At 59.7% G+C, this 18,476-nt stretch carries 15 protein-coding genes; 11 read left to right on the plus strand and 4 right to left on the minus strand.

Annotated features, from left to right (window positions below; genetic code table 11):
* Positions 1-19 precede the first annotated feature (19 nt).
* On the minus strand, positions 20-964 hold the full coding sequence (locus HU718_RS28180) for a GlxA family transcriptional regulator (protein WP_150708238.1): 945 nt from the start codon (positions 962-964) through the stop codon (positions 20-22).
* Between the two features lie 192 nt (positions 965-1,156).
* Between HU718_RS28180 and HU718_RS28185 the strand changes: the two genes are divergently transcribed.
* The 6 genes from HU718_RS28185 (at position 1,157) to HU718_RS28210 (ending at position 6,867) form a co-directional block, all read left to right on the plus strand.
* On the plus strand, positions 1,157-2,101 hold the full coding sequence (locus HU718_RS28185; RefSeq protein WP_102900074.1) for a choline ABC transporter substrate-binding protein: 945 nt from the start codon (positions 1,157-1,159) through the stop codon (positions 2,099-2,101).
* Positions 2,102-2,220: 119 nt separating this feature from the next.
* The gene (cdhC, locus tag HU718_RS28190) at positions 2,221-3,108 is read left to right on the plus strand and encodes a 3-dehydrocarnitine:acetyl-CoA trimethylamine transferase CdhC (RefSeq protein ID WP_016983621.1); all 888 of its coding nucleotides are present in this window, start codon (positions 2,221-2,223) and stop codon (positions 3,106-3,108) included.
* 142 nt (positions 3,109-3,250) lie between these two features.
* Complete coding sequence (locus tag HU718_RS28195; protein WP_186616180.1) at positions 3,251-4,216, plus strand: L-carnitine dehydrogenase; 966 nt, start codon at positions 3,251-3,253, stop codon at positions 4,214-4,216.
* Between the two features lie 338 nt (positions 4,217-4,554).
* Positions 4,555-5,031 carry a thioesterase family protein gene (locus HU718_RS28200; protein ID WP_150708240.1) on the plus strand — a complete coding sequence of 159 codons (477 nt, stop codon included), beginning with the start codon at positions 4,555-4,557 and terminating at the stop codon, positions 5,029-5,031.
* 24 nt (positions 5,032-5,055) lie between these two features.
* On the plus strand, positions 5,056-6,219 hold the full coding sequence (locus HU718_RS28205; protein ID WP_186616179.1) for a gamma-butyrobetaine dioxygenase: 1,164 nt from the start codon (positions 5,056-5,058) through the stop codon (positions 6,217-6,219).
* Positions 6,220-6,603: 384 nt separating this feature from the next.
* Positions 6,604-6,867, plus strand: coding sequence for a hypothetical protein (locus tag HU718_RS28210; protein ID WP_016983943.1), 264 nt, complete (start codon positions 6,604-6,606; stop codon positions 6,865-6,867).
* A gap of 88 nt (positions 6,868-6,955) precedes the next feature.
* Here HU718_RS28210 and gbdR read toward each other — a convergent pair whose 3' ends face one another.
* Positions 6,956-8,059, minus strand: a complete 1,104-nt coding sequence (gene gbdR, locus HU718_RS28215) for a choline metabolism transcriptional regulator GbdR (protein WP_007949927.1) — start codon at positions 8,057-8,059, stop codon at positions 6,956-6,958.
* Between the two features lie 549 nt (positions 8,060-8,608).
* Positions 8,609-9,985, minus strand: coding sequence for an L-serine ammonia-lyase (locus HU718_RS28220; RefSeq protein ID WP_186616178.1), 1,377 nt, complete (start codon positions 9,983-9,985; stop codon positions 8,609-8,611).
* A gap of 437 nt (positions 9,986-10,422) precedes the next feature.
* On the opposite strand from HU718_RS28220, the gene HU718_RS28225 reads away from it, so the two are divergent.
* The 3 genes from HU718_RS28225 to choV all read left to right on the plus strand — a co-directional run bounded on the left by HU718_RS28225 (position 10,423) and on the right by choV (position 13,454).
* The gene (locus HU718_RS28225) at positions 10,423-11,367 is read left to right on the plus strand and encodes a choline ABC transporter substrate-binding protein (protein ID WP_038363126.1); all 945 of its coding nucleotides are present in this window, start codon (positions 10,423-10,425) and stop codon (positions 11,365-11,367) included.
* A gap of 66 nt (positions 11,368-11,433) precedes the next feature.
* Positions 11,434-12,279 carry a choline ABC transporter permease subunit gene (gene choW, locus HU718_RS28230; protein WP_016983941.1) on the plus strand — a complete coding sequence of 282 codons (846 nt, stop codon included), beginning with the start codon at positions 11,434-11,436 and terminating at the stop codon, positions 12,277-12,279.
* Positions 12,276-13,454, plus strand: coding sequence for a choline ABC transporter ATP-binding protein (gene choV, locus HU718_RS28235; RefSeq protein ID WP_034153601.1), 1,179 nt, complete (start codon positions 12,276-12,278; stop codon positions 13,452-13,454). Before choW ends, choV begins: the two co-directional genes overlap by 4 nt.
* Before the next feature lie 364 nt (positions 13,455-13,818).
* Here choV and betT read toward each other — a convergent pair whose 3' ends face one another.
* Complete coding sequence (gene betT / locus HU718_RS28240; RefSeq protein WP_150729899.1) at positions 13,819-15,816, minus strand: choline BCCT transporter BetT; 1,998 nt, start codon at positions 15,814-15,816, stop codon at positions 13,819-13,821.
* A gap of 429 nt (positions 15,817-16,245) precedes the next feature.
* Between betT and betI the strand changes: the two genes are divergently transcribed.
* Both betI and betB read left to right on the plus strand, forming a co-directional pair.
* Positions 16,246-16,839, plus strand: a complete 594-nt coding sequence (gene betI, locus HU718_RS28245; protein WP_007918292.1) for a transcriptional regulator BetI — start codon at positions 16,246-16,248, stop codon at positions 16,837-16,839.
* An 88-nt stretch (positions 16,840-16,927) separates the two neighbouring features.
* Positions 16,928-18,400, plus strand: a complete 1,473-nt coding sequence (gene betB, locus HU718_RS28250; RefSeq protein ID WP_186616177.1) for a betaine-aldehyde dehydrogenase — start codon at positions 16,928-16,930, stop codon at positions 18,398-18,400.
* Positions 18,401-18,476: the final 76 nt, after the last annotated feature.

The raw sequence follows: 18,476 nt of genomic DNA on the forward strand, positions 1-18,476 counted from the left end.
TGGCTTTGGGTGCATCCATTCAGGCTTGGGCGGTACGGCGGTCTTCACGCGGGCAGCGGGCGAAGCGGGCGCGGTAGCTGCGGGTGAAGTACGACGGTGATTCAAACCCGCAGGCGATGCTGACTTCGAGCACGCTCATGTCGGTCTGGCGCAGTAGCTGCCGGGCTTTTTCCAGGCGCAGACGCAGGTAGAAGTTGCTCGGTGTATCGTTCAAATGCAGCCGGAACAGGCGCTCCAGCTGCCGCCGCGTCACTTTGATCGAATCCGCCAATTGCAAAGTGGTCAGCGGCGGCTCGCTGTGCTGCTCCATCTCGCCAATCACCTGAACCAGTTTCTTGTTATTGATGCCGTAACGCGTGGCGACTTCCATGCGCTGGTGATCTTTGCGCGGACGAATACGCCCCAGCACAAACTGTTCGCTGACCTGAATTGCCAGTTGCGGGCCGTGGGCCTGGGCGATCAGATCGAGCATTAAATCGATGGAAGCAGTGCCGCCCGCCGAGGTGATGCGTCGGCGGTCGATCTCGAACAGCTCCTGGGTCACGCTGAGCTGTGGATAAGATTCCTTGAATGCGTCGATGGCTTCCCAGTGCAGGGTCAGGCGATGGCCATCGAGCAGGCCAGCCTCGGCAAGGACGAAGCTGCCGGTGTCGATGGCGCCGAGGGTCACGCCTTCGTTATCCAGCCGCCGCAGCCAATGCTCCAGGGTCGGCGTGGCAAATTTCAACGGTTCAAACCCAGCCACCACCAACATCGTTGCGCCTTTCTTCAGCGGTTCCAGCGCCGCGTCGGCGTTGACCGACATGCCGTTGCTCGCCAATACCGCCCCGCCATCGGCACTCAACACATGCCAGCGGTACAACTCGCCACGAAAGCGGTTGGCCACGCGCAGCGGTTCAATTGCAGAGATAAAGCCAATGGCGGAGAACCCCGGCATCAGCAAAAAGTAGAAATCCTGGGACATGTGCGCACTCGGTCGGCGGGTAGCGTGGCTCGTTGATACGCCGATTGTCGTCAGCGTTCAAGCGCACAGGTCGCTACAGTGCAAATGCCAGTCGCCGCAGTGCGCTTTTACGGGGGCATAGCTGCGTAACTTGGCATCACCGGCGCGTCAGACGCCGGGAACCACAATAAACGACCTGCCGAGGAACCCGACATGAAACGACTGATCAGCAGCTGTGTTCTTGCACTCAGCGGTACCGCTTTCTTCAGCGCCAGCGTCATGGCGGCCGAACCCGCCTCATGCCAGAACGTGCGCATGGGCGTGGTCAACTGGACCGACGTGATCGCCACCAGTGCCATGACCCAGGTCCTGCTCGACGGCCTCGGCTACAACACCAAACAAACCAGCGCCTCCCAGCAAATCATCTTCGCCGGGATCCGCGATCAGCGCCTGGACCTGTTCCTCGGTTACTGGAACCCGTTGATGACCCAGACCATCACGCCGTTCGTCGACGCCAATCAGGTCAAAGTCCTCGACGCACCGAGCCTGAAAGATGCCCGTGCGACCCTCGCCGTACCGACCTATCTGGCCGACAAGGGCCTGAAGACCTTCGCCGACATCGCCAAGTTTGAAAAAGAGCTGGGCGGCAAGATCTACGGCATCGAGCCAGGCTCGGGCGCCAACACGCAGATCAAGGCGATGATCGCCAAGAACCAGTTCGGCCTCGGCAAGTTCCAACTGGTCGAGTCCAGCGAGGCCGGCATGCTCGCCGCCGTCGACCGCGCTGTGCGCCGCAAAGAGGCCGTGGTGTTCTTCGGCTGGGCGCCGCATCCGATGAACGTCAACGTCAAGATGACGTATCTGACCGGCAGCGACGACGCCCTCGGCCCGAACGAAGGCATGGCCACCGTGTGGACCGTCACCGCGCCGAAGTACGCCGAGCAGTGCCCGAACATCGGTCGCCTGCTGACCAACCTGACGTTCACCGCCGAGGACGAGAGCCGGATGATGCAGCCGCTGCTCGACCACAAGGACGCCTTCGAATCGGCCAAGCAATGGCTCAAGGATCACCCCGAAGACAAGCAGCGCTGGCTTGAGGGTGTGACCACGTTCGATGGCAAACCGGCCGCTGAAAACCTGCAGCTGACCAGCAAATAACCCTCTCATTTAAAAGCCCCTCACCCTAGCCCTCTCCCAAAGGGAGAGGGAACCGGACGAAGCTCGCAGCCCCGAAACGGGCTGCGGACAGACCCATCACGCCTGAAGGAAACCGCACCATGAACCACGACGTCATCATCACCTGCGCACTCACCGGTGCTGGCGACACGACCGCCAAGAGCCCGCACGTGCCGGTCACCCCGAAACAAATTGCTGCCGCCGCCGTTGAAGCAGCCAAGGCCGGCGCCACCGTTGTGCATTGCCATGTGCGCGATCCGCAGACCGGCAAGTTCAGCCGTGACGTGGCGCTGTACCGCGAAGTGATGGAGCGCATCCGCGAGGCGGACGTCGACATCATCGTCAACCTCACCGCTGGTATGGGCGGCGACCTGGAAATCGGCGCCGGCGAGAACCCGATGGAGTTCGGTCCGAACACCGATCTGGTCGGCCCGCTGACCCGTCTCGCCCACGTTGAAGAGTTGTTGCCGGAAATCTGCACCCTCGATTGCGGCACCCTCAACTTCGGCGATGGCGACACCATTTACGTCTCCACCCCGGCGCAACTGCGGGCCGGTGCCAAGCGCATCACCGAGCTGGGCGTGAAGGCCGAGCTGGAGATTTTCGATACCGGTCATCTGTGGTTTGCCAAGCAGATGATCAAGGAAGGTTTGCTCGACAACCCGTTGTTCCAGCTGTGTCTGGGGATTCCATGGGGTGCGCCGGCAGACACCACCACGATGAAAGCCATGGTCGATAACTTGCCGGCGGATGCGGTGTGGGCCGGGTTCGGGATTGGCAGGATGCAGATGCCGATGGCGGCGCAAGCGGTGCTATTGGGCGGCAACGTGCGGGTCGGTCTGGAAGATAACCTGTGGCTGGACAAGGGTGTGCTGGCGACCAACGGCCAATTGGTTGAGCGCGCCACCGAAATCCTCAGCCGCCTCGGCGCCCGCGTGCTGACGCCTGCGGAAGGCCGCAAGAAAATGGGCCTGACCCAGCGCGGCTAACGAACTCACCTCAAAACCCTGTGGGAGCGAGCCTGCTCGCGAAGAGGCCGGTACATCCGAAGCATCTTCATCAGCAGAGCCAGCGCTTTCGCGAGCAGGCTCGCTCCCACAGTTGATCGCCGAACTATTCAGGAATGTCGCCATGAGCTTTATCACCGAAATCAAAACCTTCGCCGCGCTGGGCAGCGGTGTCATTGGCAGTGGCTGGGTGGCCCGCGCCCTCGCCCATGGCCTCGACGTGGTGGCTTGGGACCCGGCACCGGGCGCCGAAGCGGCGCTACGCAAACGCGTGGCCAATGCCTGGGGTGCGCTTGAAAAAAACGGTCTGGCGCCGGGCGCGTCGCAGGATCGTCTGCGCTTTGTCGCGACCATCGCAGAGTGTGTTCGGGATGCTGATTTCATTCAGGAAAGCGCCCCGGAACGTCTCGAACTGAAACTCGATCTGCACAGCAAAATCAGCGCCGCGGCCAAGCCCGATGCGTTGATCGGTTCGAGTACATCGGGCTTGCTGCCGAGCGAGTTCTACGAGAGTTCGACGCACCCGGAACGCTGCGTGGTAGGCCACCCGTTCAACCCGGTTTATCTGCTGCCGTTGGTCGAAGTGGTCGGCGGCAAGAACACCGCGCCGGAAGCTGTTCAGGCAGCGATGAAAGTTTACGAATCCCTCGGCATGCGTCCGTTGCATGTGCGCAAGGAAGTGCCAGGGTTTATCGCCGACCGCTTGCTCGAAGCGCTGTGGCGTGAGGCGCTGCACCTGGTCAATGACGGCGTGGCGACCACTGGCGAGATCGATGATGCAATTCGCTTTGGCGCTGGTTTGCGCTGGTCGTTCATGGGCACGTTCCTGACTTACACGCTGGCAGGTGGTGATGCAGGCATGCGCCACTTCATGTCGCAATTCGGCCCGGCGTTGCAGTTGCCATGGACCTATCTGCCGGCACCGGAACTGACTGACAAGTTGATTGATGATGTGGTGGAAGGCACCAGTGATCAGCTTGGTCGTCACAGTATTTCGGCGCTGGAGCGTTATCGTGATGATTGCTTGCTGGCGGTGCTGGAGGCGGTGAAGACTACCAAGGAGAAGCATGGGATGGCGTTCAGCGAGTGATGGGGTTGGCATGACATCGCTGCCCTCACCCTAGCCCTCTCCCAGAGGTAGAGGGGACTGACCGAGTTGAATGTTCGAGTTACGCCGACTTGCACCATCGAGCCGAACTCAAGTTTTGAAAGGCCCCCGATCTGCTCCCTTTCCCCCTCGCCCCCCTGAGGGAGAGGGGACTGATCGCGTTGATTGTTCGAGTTACGCCGACTTGCACCACCGAGCCGAACTCAGGTTTTGAAAGGCCCCCGATCTACTCCCTTCCCCCTCTCCCCCCTGGGGGAGAGGGCTGGGGTGAGGGGGTAGCTCTTGATCTTAACGACCCGCCACCTGCCGGAACCCAAACCATGCCCAACCTCACCACCTACCAAACCAGAATCATCCCCGACTGGGTCGACTACAACGGTCACCTGCGCGACGCCTTCTACCTGCTGATTTTCAGCTACGCCACCGACGCCCTGATGGACCGTCTCGGCATGGACAGCAACAACCGCGAAGCCAGCGGCAACTCGCTGTTCACCCTCGAACTGCACCTCAATTATCTGCACGAAGTGAAACTCGATACCGAGGTGGAAGTACGCACGCAAATCATCGCCCACGACAGCAAACGCCTGCACCTCTATCACAGCCTGCACAAGGTCGGTGATGCGCAGGAGCTGGCCGGCAACGAACAGATGCTGTTGCACGTCGATCTCGCCGGCCCGCGTTCGGCACCGTTCAGCCCGGACACGTTGAGCCGCCTGCAAAGCATCGTCGCCGAGCAAAACGACCTGCCCACTCCCGCTTACATCGGCCGCGTCATCGCGCTGCCGCCTGCAAGGTAAATCCATCGATCGCAAGGAGCCGCCATGAACACCGCTGCCGCTGTTGCCGATTTCCGTACTTATCCGTTGATCAGCGCGCTCGGTGGCGTGCAGAGCCTGGCGGATCGTGTTGCCATTGAGTGGGCTGACGGTCGCGTCAGCCCGTTTCACCATGTCTGGTTGCGGGACAACTGCCCCTGTCCGCAGTGCGTCTACAACGTCACCCGCGAGCAGGTTTTCGAGAGCGTCGATGCCGCTGAAGACCTCAAGCCTGCCGCCGTGCATATCGACACCGACGGCTGCCTGCGCATTGACTGGCAGGACGGCCACCTCAGCCGCTTCGATCCAGGCTGGTTGCGCGCCCATGCCTACGATGAGCAATCCCGCGCCGAACGCTTGGCCGCCAAACCCAAGCCTTATCTGTGGCGCAGCGATTTGCAGTTGCCGGTGTTCGAATACGCGGCACTGATGAACGACAACGCCGTGCTGCTGCAATGGCTGATTGCGGTACGCGACATCGGCCTGACGCAAGTGCGCGGCGTGCCCACAGAACCCGGTTCGCTGAAACTCATCGCGCAACGTATTTCGTTCATCCGCGAAAGCAACTTCGGCGTGCTGTTCAACGTGCAATCCAAGGCCGATGCCGACAGCAATGCCTACACCGCTTTCAACCTGCCGTTGCACACCGATCTGCCCACCCGCGAGCTGCAACCGGGGCTGCAATTTCTGCATTGTCTGGTGAATGACGCCGAGGGTGGCGAGAGCATTTTTGTCGATGGCTTTGCGATTGCCGATGCGTTGCGCGGTGAAGACCCGGCGTCGTTTCAGGCGCTGTGTGAAATACCCGTGGAGTTTCGCAACAAGGATCGTCATAGCGACTATCGCTGCCTGGCGCCGATCATCGCTTTGGATGCGTTGGGACGCGTGGCGGAAATTCGCATGGCAAACTTTCTGCGCGGCGCGTTCGATACGTCAGTGGAGCAAATGCCACGGTTGTATCGGGCTTATCGACGCTTTATTGCGATGACCCGCGAGCCACGGTTTCGGCTGATGCAGCGGCTTAATTCCGGCGAGCTGTGGTGCTTCGATAATCGCCGCACGTTGCATGCGCGCAATGCGTTTGACCCGGCCACCGGGGCGCGGCATTTCCAAGGCTGCTATATCGACAGAGATGAATTGTTGTCGCGGATTCTGGTGATGCAACGTTAGACCGCGTCATCGTTCTTCGCGAGCAGGCTCGCTCCCACATCTAATCGCATTCCCCTGAATGAACGCGTTCACCTGTGGGAGCGAGCCTGCTCGCGAAGGCATCAGCAGCAACACAGCATTCTCTGGCTCACAGGCAAAAAAAGCCCCGATACCAGCCGTGACTGGATCGGGGCAGAGGGTACTGTTGAGGAGCTGCCAAGCGAGGGTGACCAAACCTTCGGGTTGCAAGCTGAGTTCAGTGTGCCCACTCCCTTGAGCGGCGAGTTAGCCGAAAACGACCTGTTCATAGCCGTCGCGGCCACGGCGACAAATCGCCCTTGCCGTGCCTCGGCGTGGCTACCAGAATCGAGCCACGACCTCCGTTACCGAAGAAGGATGCGCGTCATGATGTATGCCGATTTGATCGATCAGGAAGATTTGTTGGGCCAACTCAAGGCGTTGGGTATTCAAGTGCCCAGTGGCACGACCGCCGATCAGGCGTGCGAGTGCGCGGTGCGCGGTCTGGATAATGTGCGCGCGTTTGAACTGCGCAAGATGGTCAAGGACATGTACACCAGCGGCGCCAGTATCCAGCCGGCGGTGCGTCAGGCGATCGACAAACAATTACTGCCGGCATTGGCGGACTATCAGCAAAGCCATAGCGCCTGACAGCAGATCAAAAGATCGCAGCCTTCGGCAGCTCCTACATTGGAACGCATATCCCTGTAGGAGCTGCCGCAGGCTGCGATCTTTTGCCTTACAGCCTTACGCTTGCAAACGTCGATTCATTGCGCGCCTGACTCAACGCCGACATCGGCCCCGACAGCGGCGACATCACGATGGCTTGTGGCAGCGGCAGCATCGCCACTTGCTGGGTGGTGTTGGAGCCTACGCGCTCGTCACGCGGCGGAATGCCGAAGTACTCGCGGTAGCACTTGGAGAAGTGCGGCGTTGAGACGAAACCACACACCGACGCCACTTCGATGATCGACATCGGCGTTTGCTTGAGCAACTGCCGGGCGCGAATCAAACGCAGCTTCAAGTAATAACGCGACGGCGAGCAGTGCAGGTATTTCTGGAACAACCGCTCCAGCTGTCGACGCGACACCGCGACGTACACCGCCAATTCATCGAGGTCGATCGGCTCTTCGAGGTTGGCTTCCATCAGCGCGACGATTTCCTGCAGTTTCGGCTGATTGGTGCCGAGCATGTGCTTGAGCGGTACGCGCTGGTGATCCTGCTCGTTGCGGATGCGTTCGTAGACGAACATTTCCGAGATCGCGGCGGAGAGTTCACGGCCATGATCGCGGCTGATCAGGTGCAGCATCATGTCCAGCGGCGCGGTGCCACCGGAGCTGGTGAAACGGTTACGGTCGAGGGTGAACAATCGAGTGCTCATGGCCACGCGTGGGAAAGCTTCCTGCATCGCCGCCAGACATTCCCAGTGCACGCTGCAATCGAAACCGTCGAGCAGACCAGCGCAGGCCAGTGCCCAACTGCCAGTGCACACGGCGCCGAGGCGCTTGGACTGACGCGCCTGGCTTTGCAGCCATGAAACGTGTTCACGGGTAACGGTGCGTTGAATGCCGATGCCGCCGCAGACAATCACAGTGTCCAGTGGCGGGGCTTTGTGCATGGAAGCGTCGGGAGTGATTTGCAGACCGTCACTGGCCCACACCTGGCCGCCATCGACGGTGAGGGTGCTCCAGCGATACAGCTCGCGACCGGACAATTGGTTGGCCATGCGCAGGGGTTCTACTGCGGACGCCAGAGAAATCAGCGTGAAATTGTCCAGCAGCAGAAAGCCGATGGATTGAGGCGCACGGTTCTGGGGTTGGGCCCCGGAGTTGAACGACGTCATCGCGGTATCTCCTCACACAAAGCGGGTGATGGCCTCAGGCGGAGGCTCTTGTTATTGCCAGCGTTCTCGCGTGGGAGACGGGCTTTGTTATGACAGAGCAAATGCCATGCCTAAAATTGAATGGCTGTTCAATAACTCCTGAAAACGACGTCGCGACGTGTCTATACGAGCCGTCCGACGAAAGGTGTTTCGAAGTGCCATCAGCGTTGCTGAACGCCCTGCCCCCAGGGGTGTGAGCAAATCGGTAGCACTTGTGGGAACTGGCCTGCGCGCGATTGTCGGACAGTGTCACCGCAAGCACGGGTGACGGACGGTAGGAGAGCTGAGCGCGTGTAACAGGTGGGAAAGACTCTTATCTGATTGCGACGCGCTAAAAGGTGGCGTGATTTATTGTCTGTGTTCACTTGGTGAGCAGTTTTGACTGGTCTGACCCCTTCGCGAGCAGGCTCGCTCCCACATTGGACCCTGGCGTTCACACATTTTGTGTTCACTGGAGATCTACTGTGGGAGCGAGCCTGCTCGCGAAGAATTCACCTCGGTGTCACTAATTCAGCACTCAACCGCGCTGACCGCCAACCCACCCCGCGAGGTCTCTTTATATTTGTCATGCATATCCGCACCGGTATCACGCATGGTGCGGATCACCCGATCCAGCGAAATAAAGTGCTGACCATCACCACGCAACGCCATCTGCGCCGCGTTGATCGCTTTCACCGCCGCAATCGCATTACGCTCGATGCACGGCACTTGCACCAGGCCACCGACCGGATCGCAGGTCAACCCGAGGTTATGTTCCAGGCCAATTTCGGCCGCGTTGCACAACTGCTCCGGCGTGGCACCAAGAATCTCCGCCAGCCCCGCCGCCGCCATCGCACACGCCGAACCGACTTCGCCCTGGCAACCCACTTCGGCGCCCGAGATCGAAGCATTCTTTTTGCACAGAATCCCCACCGCCGCTGCACCGAGGAAGTAATCGACCACGTTGGCGTCAGTCACCGCTTCACTGAACTTCATAAAGTAGTGCAATACCGCCGGAATAATCCCTGCGGCGCCATTGGTCGGCGCCGTGACCATGCGCCCGCCCGCCGCGTTTTCTTCATTAACCGCCAGGGCGAACAGGTTGACCCACTCCATCGCACTGAGCGTCGAGCCGATCACATTGGGCTTACCCAATTCCTGAAGACTGCGATGCAACTTCGCCGCACGCCGACGCACATTCAATCCGCCAGGCAGGATGCCTTCGTGTTTCAAACCCTGCTCGACGCAATCCTGCATAGCCCGCCACAGCTTCATCAGCCCGGCGCGGATTTCTTCCTCGCTGCGCCAGACCTTTTCGTTGGCCATCATCAATTCGGCGACGCGCAGGTTGTTTTTCTTGCACAACTCCAGCAGTTCAACCGCACTGGAAAAGTCGTAGGGCAATTCAGTGCGATCCAGATCAACGACGCCGCTGGACGCCTGCGCTTGATCCACGACAAAACCGCCACCCACCGAATAGTAGGTGTCGCGATGCAGCTCGCCGTGATCGCCCTCGGCCACAATCGTCATCGCATTGGGATGAAACGGCAGGTTCTCGTCGATCAGACGCATGTCCCGTGCCCAGACAAACGGCACCGACAAACGACCATCCAATAGCAGGGTATGCGTTTCACGCAGCGCCTGAATGCGCGGACCGATCTGCGACGGGTCGATTGCGTCCGGCCACTCGCCCATCAGGCCCATGATCACCGCGTTGTCGCTACCGTGACCAATGCCGGTCGCCGATAACGAACCGTACAGCTGCACTTCGATCCGCCGCACCTGCTCCAGCTGGTGCTTGTCCCGTAGCGACTCGACAAACAACGCCGCCGCGCGCATCGGCCCGACGGTGTGGGAACTGGAAGGGCCGATGCCGATTTTGAACAGGTCGAAAACGCTGATAGCCATTGCTGCAGAGCTCCTGAGGATACCGGTCCGGGGCGCAAAAGCGCCCGCTGGCGGAGCTGCTACGCTCAAGCTGCGATCCGCCGGAATGCCCGCATCATCAGGCTTTTGTCGGGACGCACGGCGTCTGACACCGACGCACTCATGTCCACCAGCGCCGCGCCGTTTTCGTCCCGGTTTTTCGCCGTTTTTGTGCGGTTCAGATGGCCATTCGGGGCTGAAAAAAGCTGTAAACGACGTCACTGACACTGGATGCGACCATCCCTGTACTGGATACGACCCCCCCTGTAGGCGTCAGATTTTCACTGGTACATGATCGTTATGACTCGATTGCAAGGCGCCGTGGTAGAGCTGTCTCCAGAACGCCATCCAACCGCAACCTATAAGTGCGGTGGTCCACAGTCGGAACACTGCCAAAAAAAACACCAAGGAGTCCATCCATGAAAGGTTCCCCGTCGTTGTTGTTGGCCGCCATGCTGAGTCTGCCGTTACTGGCGCAAGCTGCAGAACCGGCACAGTGCAGTACCGTTAACTTCTCCGATGTCGGCTGGACCGACATCACCGCTACCACCGCTACCACCTCCGTTGTCCTCAACGCCCTCGGCTACAAGACCAAGACCACCATGATCTCCGTGCCCGTGACCTACAAGTCGCTGGCCGACGGCAAGAACATGGACGTGTTCCTCGGCAACTGGATGCCGACCATGGAAAACGACATCAAGGCTTACCGCGACGCCGGCACCGTGGAAACCGTGCGCACCAACCTCAAGGGCGCCAAGTACACCCTCGCCGTGCCGCAAGCCCTGTATGACAAAGGTCTGCATGACTTCGCCGACATCGCCAAATTCAAGAAAGAGCTCGACGGCAAGATCTACGGCATCGAGCCTGGCAACGACGGCAACCGCCTGATCCAGAGCATGATCGACAAGGACGCCTTCGGCCTGAAGACCGCCGGTTTCAAAGTCGTCGAATCCTCGGAAGCGGGCATGCTCTCGCAGGTTGATCGCGCGCAAAAACGCGACACCGCCGTGGTCTTCCTCGGCTGGGCGCCGCACCCGATGAACAAGCGCTTCAAGATTCAATACCTGACCGGCGGCGACGATTTCTTCGGCCCCGATTTCGGCGCGGCAACCGTGGCGACCAACACCCGCAAGGGTTACGCCACGGAATGCAGCAACGTCGGTCAGTTGCTGAAGAACCTGGAGTTCACCGTCGACATGGAAAGCGAACTGATGGGCAACATCCTCGACGACAAGATGAAGCCTGACGCGGCCGCCAAGGCCTGGCTGAAAAAGAATCCACAAGTGCTCGATACCTGGCTCGCTGGCGTAACCACCATTGACGGTAAACCTGGCCTGGAGGCCGTTAAAGCCAAGCTTCAGTAATCGCTTATGCCGGGTGGGCTCGCCCACCCGGGCTGTTTATTTCCTTGCATGCGGACGTTCACTACCATGCTGATTGATCAGAAAATACCTTTAGGCCAGTACATCGCGGGCTTCGTTGAATGGTTGACGCAACACGGCGCCAACACCTTCGACGCAATCGCCGTGACACTGGAAACGATGATCCACGGCGTGACGTTCGCGCTGACCTGGTTCAACCCACTGGTCTTGATTGGCCTGATCGCCCTGCTCGCGCACCTGATCCAGCGCAAATGGGGATTGACCGCTTTCGTGATCGCCTCCTTCCTGCTGATCCTCAATCTGGGGTACTGGCAGGAAACCATGGAAACCCTCGCCCAAGTCATGTTCGCGACCCTGGTCTGCGTGGTCATCGGCGTGCCGCTGGGCATCGTCGCCGCACACAAACCGATGTTCTACACTGTCATGCGTCCGGTACTCGATCTGATGCAGACCGTACCGACCTTCGTTTACCTCATTCCTACCCTGACCCTCTTCGGGCTGGGCGTGGTCCCGGGCCTGATCTCCACGGTGGTGTTCGCCATCGCTGCGCCGATCCGCCTGACCTATCTGGGCATCCGCGATGTCCCGCAAGAACTGATGGACGCCGGCAAGGCCTTCGGCTGCTCGCGTCGCCAATTGCTCTCACGGATTGAACTGCCGCACGCCATGCCGAGCATCGCGGCCGGCATCACCCAGTGCATCATGCTGTCGTTGTCGATGGTGGTGATCGCGGCACTGGTAGGCGCCGACGGACTCGGCAAACCGGTGGTCAACGCACTGAACACTGCTGATATCGCCCTGGGCTTCGAAGCGGGCCTGGCGATCGTACTGCTGGCGATCATGCTCGACCGTATCTGCAAACAACCCGACGCCAAAGTAGGGGGTGACGCATGAGCATAATTCGCTTCGAAGACGTTGACGTAATCTTCTCCAAAGATCCGCGCGAGGCACTCAAGCTGCTCGATCAGGGCATGACCCGCAACGAGATCCTGAAGAAGACCGGACAGATCGTCGGTGTGGAAAAAGCCACGCTGGACATCAACAAAGGCGAAATCTGCGTGCTGATGGGCTTGTCCGGTTCCGGCAAGTCGAGCCTGCTGCGCTGCATCAACGGCCTCAACACCGTGAGCCGCGGCAAGCTGTTCGTCGAGCATGAAAACCGCCAGATCGACATCGCCTCCTGCACCCCGGCCGAGCTGAAAATGATGCGTACCAAACGCATCGCCATGGTGTTCCAGAAGTTCGCCCTGATGCCGTGGCTGACGGTGCGCGAGAACATCAGTTTCGGTCTGGAAATGCAGGGCCGTCCGGAGAAGGAACGCAAGAAACTGGTCGATGAAAAACTCGAACTGGTTGGCCTGACCCAATGGCGCAACAAGAAGCCGGACGAACTCTCCGGCGGCATGCAGCAACGTGTCGGTCTGGCGCGGGCACTGGCGATGGACGCCGATATTCTGCTGATGGACGAACCGTTCTCGGCGCTCGACCCGTTGATCCGTCAGGGTCTGCAGGATGAACTGCTGGAACTGCAACGCAAGCTGAGCAAGACCATCGTGTTCGTGAGCCATGACCTCGACGAGGCGCTGAAACTCGGTAGCCGCATCGCGATCATGAAAGACGGCCGGATCATCCAGTACAGCGTGCCGGAAGAGATCGTGCTGAACCCGGCGGACGATTATGTGCGTACGTTCGTGGCGCACACCAATCCGCTCAACGTGCTCTGCGGTCGCAGCCTGATGCGCACACTGGACAAGTGCAAACGCATCAACGGTTCGGTGTGTCTCGATCCGGGCGGCGATTCCTGGCTGGATCTGGCTGAAGGCAACACCATCAAAGGCGCGCGGCAGAATGGTTCGGTGCTGAACCTGCAGAACTGGGCACCGGGGCAAGCGGTCGAGGGCCTGGAGCGCAAGCCGACGCTGGTGGATTCGAACATCGGCATGCGTGATGCGCTGCAGATTCGTTATCAGACCGGCAACAAGCTGGTGCTGCACGATGACAATCATGTGGTGGGGATTCTGGGCGACAGCGAGTTGTATCACGCGCTGTTAGGCAAGAACCTCGGTTAAGGCGGGATAAAAAAAGGGATCGCGGTGAGCGATCCCTTTTTTATTGGGTCAGGGAAAAGCCCCTCACCCTAGCCCTCTCCCAGAGGGAGAGGGAACTGATTGGGGGATGCTGCAGATCTACACCGACCTGATCTTGCTTCACCGAATCCATAATCGACTCGATCTTTCAGGTCGATGTACAACGCCAGACACCTCGGTCAGCTCCCTCTCCCTACGGGCGGTCCGACGTTTCGGGAGGGTTGGGGTGAGGGGCTTTTGACTGGCATTGAAATATCGAGTCGAACTCAGGCTTTGAAAGGCCCCCGATCTGCTCCCTTTCTCCCTCTCCCTTGGGGAGAGGGTTGGGGTGAGGGGGCTTTTGACTTTAGCTGTACACCCGGCCAAGGAGCTGCCGATGGCTTTCAAACTGATCGAGCACATCGCGTGTGATCTGATCCTGCGTGAATCCCATCAGGTCGTAATCCTGGCTGCCGTTGTGCAGATACACTTCAGCGCGGTAGTAACGCTGGCGCGCTTCATCGGACTGCGCCGATTCAGTCGGGGTCGCCAGATAGCCGTCCAGGCTCACTTCGTAAACGAAAGGGTTGCCCTCTTCCATCTCGACGCGCACACCCATGCAGCGCTTGGATTTACCCAACAGCGTCTGCACTTCCAGACCCTGCGCACGCATCTGCGCGGTGGCATCTTCCAGCGCCGGGCTAACCTGCTTGTCCATGAAACGCTGCACCACCGATTGGCTCGGTTGCAGGTCCAGTTGCGTCAGACGCTCGCTGAATCCACGACGACCGCGCTCCGCCAGTTGCGCCTGCTCTTGTTCGATCTGCACGTCCTGACGCATGGCCTTGTGCAGGCCGAACATGAAGAACACCAACACCACCGAGAACGGCAGACCGGCCAGCACGACCATGGTTTGCATGGCTTCGAAGTTACCGGCAAACAGCAGACCGATGGTCACCAGGGTGATCACCACCGACCAGAAGATCCGCAGCCAGTGCGGCGCATCTTCGTCGACGTTGCCGCCCTTGCAGGACAGATTCGCCATCATCACCGCGCCGGAGTCGGCCGGGGTCAGGAACAGCACGAAACCGACAAAGATCGACACGCCGATGACGACTTTCGACGCCGGGTAGTGCTCAAGCAATTGATAGATCGCCATCGACGGCTGTTCCAGCGCCGTCTTGCCGAGTTCCACCGCGCCATGGTTCATCACCAGGTCCAGTGCCGAGTTACCGAAGATCGACAGCCAGGCCAAGGTGAAGCCCAGCGGAATCAGCAGCACGCCAGCGACCAGTTCACGCACGGTACGACCACGGGAGATACGCGCGATGAACATGCCGACGAATGGCGCCCAGGAAATCCACCACGCCCAGTAGAACAGGGTCCACAGGCCCATCCAGCGCTCGGACTTGGCGTTGTCGCCTTCGTACACATAAAGGTCGAAGGTTTTCAGCACGATGCCATTGAGGTAGTCACCGATGTTCTGCACGAAGCCGTTGAGCAGGTGCAAGGTCGGGCCGAACAGCAATACGAAAATCAGCAGACCGCTGAACAGTACGATGTTCAGGTTGGACAGACGACGAATGCCGTTTTCCACGCCGGACACGGCAGCGATGGTCGCCACGGTGCTCATCACGATGATCACGATCAGCAGGTTAGTGTTGCTGTGTTCCATGCCGAACAGGTTTTCCAGCCCCGACGACACTTGCAGCGAACCGATCCCCAGGTTGGTCACCAGACCCAGCAGGGTCACGAACATGCCGAAGCCGTCTACCGCGTGACCGGCCGCGCCTTTGACCCAACGCTCGCCCACCAGTGGATACAGCGCCGAACGCAATGCCAGCGGCTGGTTATGACGGTAAGCAAAATACGCCACGGCCAGACCGACCAGCGCATAGATCGCCCAGCCGTGCAGGCCCCAATGCAAGAAAGTCAGCTGTACAGCCTGACGCGCGGCCAGGTTGCTGGCCGAGGTGCCTTCCGGCGGATTGAAGTAGTGATCCAGCGGCTCGGACGCGCCGAAGTACAGCAGCGAAATACCGATACCCGACGAGAACAGCATCCCCGCCCAGGCGCCGTAACTGAAATCCGGGGTGTCGTCCTTGCTGCCCAGTTTGAGTTTGCCGTACGAGGAAAACGCCAGACCGACGACAAATACCAGGTAGGCGGCGATCACCACCATGTAGTACCAGCCGAAGCTGCGCGACAACCAGGCCTGAGCGATACCCAACAGTCTGCCGGCCTCTTGCGGGGCGATAATCAGAATGGCGGTCAACAACAGAATCAGCGCGGTAGAGGTGTAAAACACCCAACCGTTGACCGTCACCTTCTCGGGCGGGGTCTTTATAAGCGAGGCAGAACTCATGGCACAAATGCTCCAGGCAGTGCGAGAGAAGAACACAAGGCAACACGGAACCCGACCAATCGGTTAGTTGGCAGCCGACCGGCGGGTGATATAAAGACACCCCGAAAAATGCCCGAACCTGCCGAAATGGCGCTGCGAATCGCTTTCGTGGCCGAAGGTGGACGGACGTTCATCCGAAACCTGGCCCTGAGCGTCTTGCCCTTTCAACACGTCCATCGAATCGCGAACCGCGCCATGCCCCACGCAGGTTTCGAGCTGTTTCGGATGTCGGTTTTATCGCCACTTACACGTAGGAAAAATCTGTAGGCAGCGACGATTTGTCGCAGATCTTATTCTTTGTTGATTGAACGTTCAATCAAAACAAAATAGACTGGCCGTCAATCCGATAGGCGTGATTCGCCGCTCGGAAGGCCTAAGGAGATGTGCAAGATGCCCAAGGTCGGTATGCAACCCATCCGCCGCCAACAACTGATCGAAGCCACATTGCAGGCGGTCGATCAGGTCGGAATGGGGGACGCCAGCATTGCGCTGATCGCCCGTTTGGCCGGTGTCTCGAATGGCATCATCAGTCATTACTTTCAGGACAAGAACGGCCTGATTGCCGCCACGATGCGGTATCTGATGACCGCCCTCAGCGAGAGCGTCACCGCGCGCCGTCAGGCGCTGGCAGATGACAGCCCACGGGCGCATCTGCAGGTGATCATCGAAGGCAACTTCGACGCCAGCCAGGTCAATGGCCCGGCAATGAAAACCTGGCTGGCCTTCTGGGCCACCAGCATGCACCAGCCGTCTTTGCACAGGTTGCAGCGGATCAACGATCACCGTCTGTATTCCAACCTGTGCTGCCAGTTCCGCCGTGTGCTGTCGCTCGAAGATGCGCGCAGCGCAGCACGAGGACTGGCAGCGTTGATTGACGGCTTGTGGTTGCGCGGCGCTTTGTCGGGAGACGCTTTCGACACGGCGCAGGCGCAACAGATCGCTTACGAATACATGGATTTCCAATTGGCCAAGAAGGTGAGCTAGAGCACACAGAAAACGCTCGGCCCCTGAACGCCACCGCAGCCTCACCGCGGTGGTCAACGCCAACCACCAATGCACTTGCGAGGACACTATGGCCCGTTTCGAACTGCAAAAACTTTACATCGATGGCGCGTACTCCGACGCCGGCAGCGATGCCACCTTCGAAGCCATCAACCCGGCTAACGGTGAAGTCCTCGCACTGGTGCAACGTGCGACCAAGGAAGACGTCGAGCGCGCCGTAGTCAGCGCTGAAAAGGGCCAGAAAATCTGGGCCGCGATGACCGCCATGGAGCGTTCGCGCATCCTGCGTCGTGCCGTCGACATCCTGCGCGAGCGCAACGATGAACTGGCCGCGCTGGAAACCCTGGACACCGGCAAATCCTTCTCCGAAACCAAATACGTCGACATCGTTACCGGCGCTGACGTGCTGGAATACTACGCAGGCCTGGTACCGGCCATCGAAGGCGAGCAGATCCCGCTGCGTGACACTTCGTTCGTCTACACCCGTCGCGAGCCGCTGGGCGTTGTCGCCGGTATCGGCGCGTGGAACTACCCGATCCAGATCGCCCTGTGGAAATCCGCTCCAGCGCTGGCGGCCGGTAACGCGATGATCTTCAAGCCAAGCGAAGTCACCTCGCTGACCACCCTGAAACTGGCCGAGATCTACACCGAAGCCGGCGTTCCAAACGGTGTGTTCAACGTACTGACCGGCAGCGGCCGTGAAGTCGGCACCTGGCTGACCGAGCACCCGCGCATCGAAAAAATCTCCTTCACCGGCGGCACCGACACTGGCAAGAAAGTAATGGCCAGCGCTTCGGCTTCGTCGCTGAAAGACGTGACCATGGAACTGGGCGGCAAGTCCCCGCTGATCATCTGCGACGACGCCGATCTGGATCGCGCTGCCGACACCGCGATGATGGCCAACTTCTACAGCTCCGGTCAGGTCTGCACCAACGGCACTCGCGTGTTCGTACCGGCGCACCTGAAAGCCGCTTTCGAAGCCAAGATCGTTGAGCGCGTTGCACGCATCCGCGTTGGCAACCCGGAAGACGAAAACACCAACTTCGGCCCGCTGGTCAGCTTCGCGCACATGGAAAGCGTGCTGGGCTACATCGCCAAGGGTAAAGAGCAAGGCGCCCGCGTACTGTGCGGCGGCGAGCGTCTGACCGACGGCGAATTCGCCAAAGGCGCGTTCGTGGCTCCGACCGTGTTCACCGATTGCACCGACGACATGACCATCGTTCGTGAAGAAATCTTTGGCCCGGTAATGGCGATCCTCTCCTACGAAACCGAAGAAGAAGTGATCCGCCGCGCCAACGACACCGACTTCGGCCTGGCCGCCGGTATCGTCACCAAAGACCTGAACCGCGCGCACCGCGTGATTCATCAACTGGAAGCCGGTATCTGCTGGATCAACGCCTGGGGCGAGTCCGACGCAAAAATGCCGGTTGGCGGTTACAAGCAGTCGGGTGTTGGTCGTGAAAATGGGATCAGCTCTCTGAATAACTTCACGCGCATCAAGTCCGTGCAAGTCGAACTGGGTGAGTACGTTTCGGTATTTTGATTAGCTGATCAGCTACGAGCGGCAAGTTTCAAGCTGCAAGTAAAAGCAGTTTGGGGGTTGCCGCACTCCCCGATTT

Source organism: Pseudomonas tensinigenes, from assembly GCF_014268445.2.
GTDB lineage: Bacteria > Pseudomonadota > Gammaproteobacteria > Pseudomonadales > Pseudomonadaceae > Aquipseudomonas > Aquipseudomonas tensinigenes.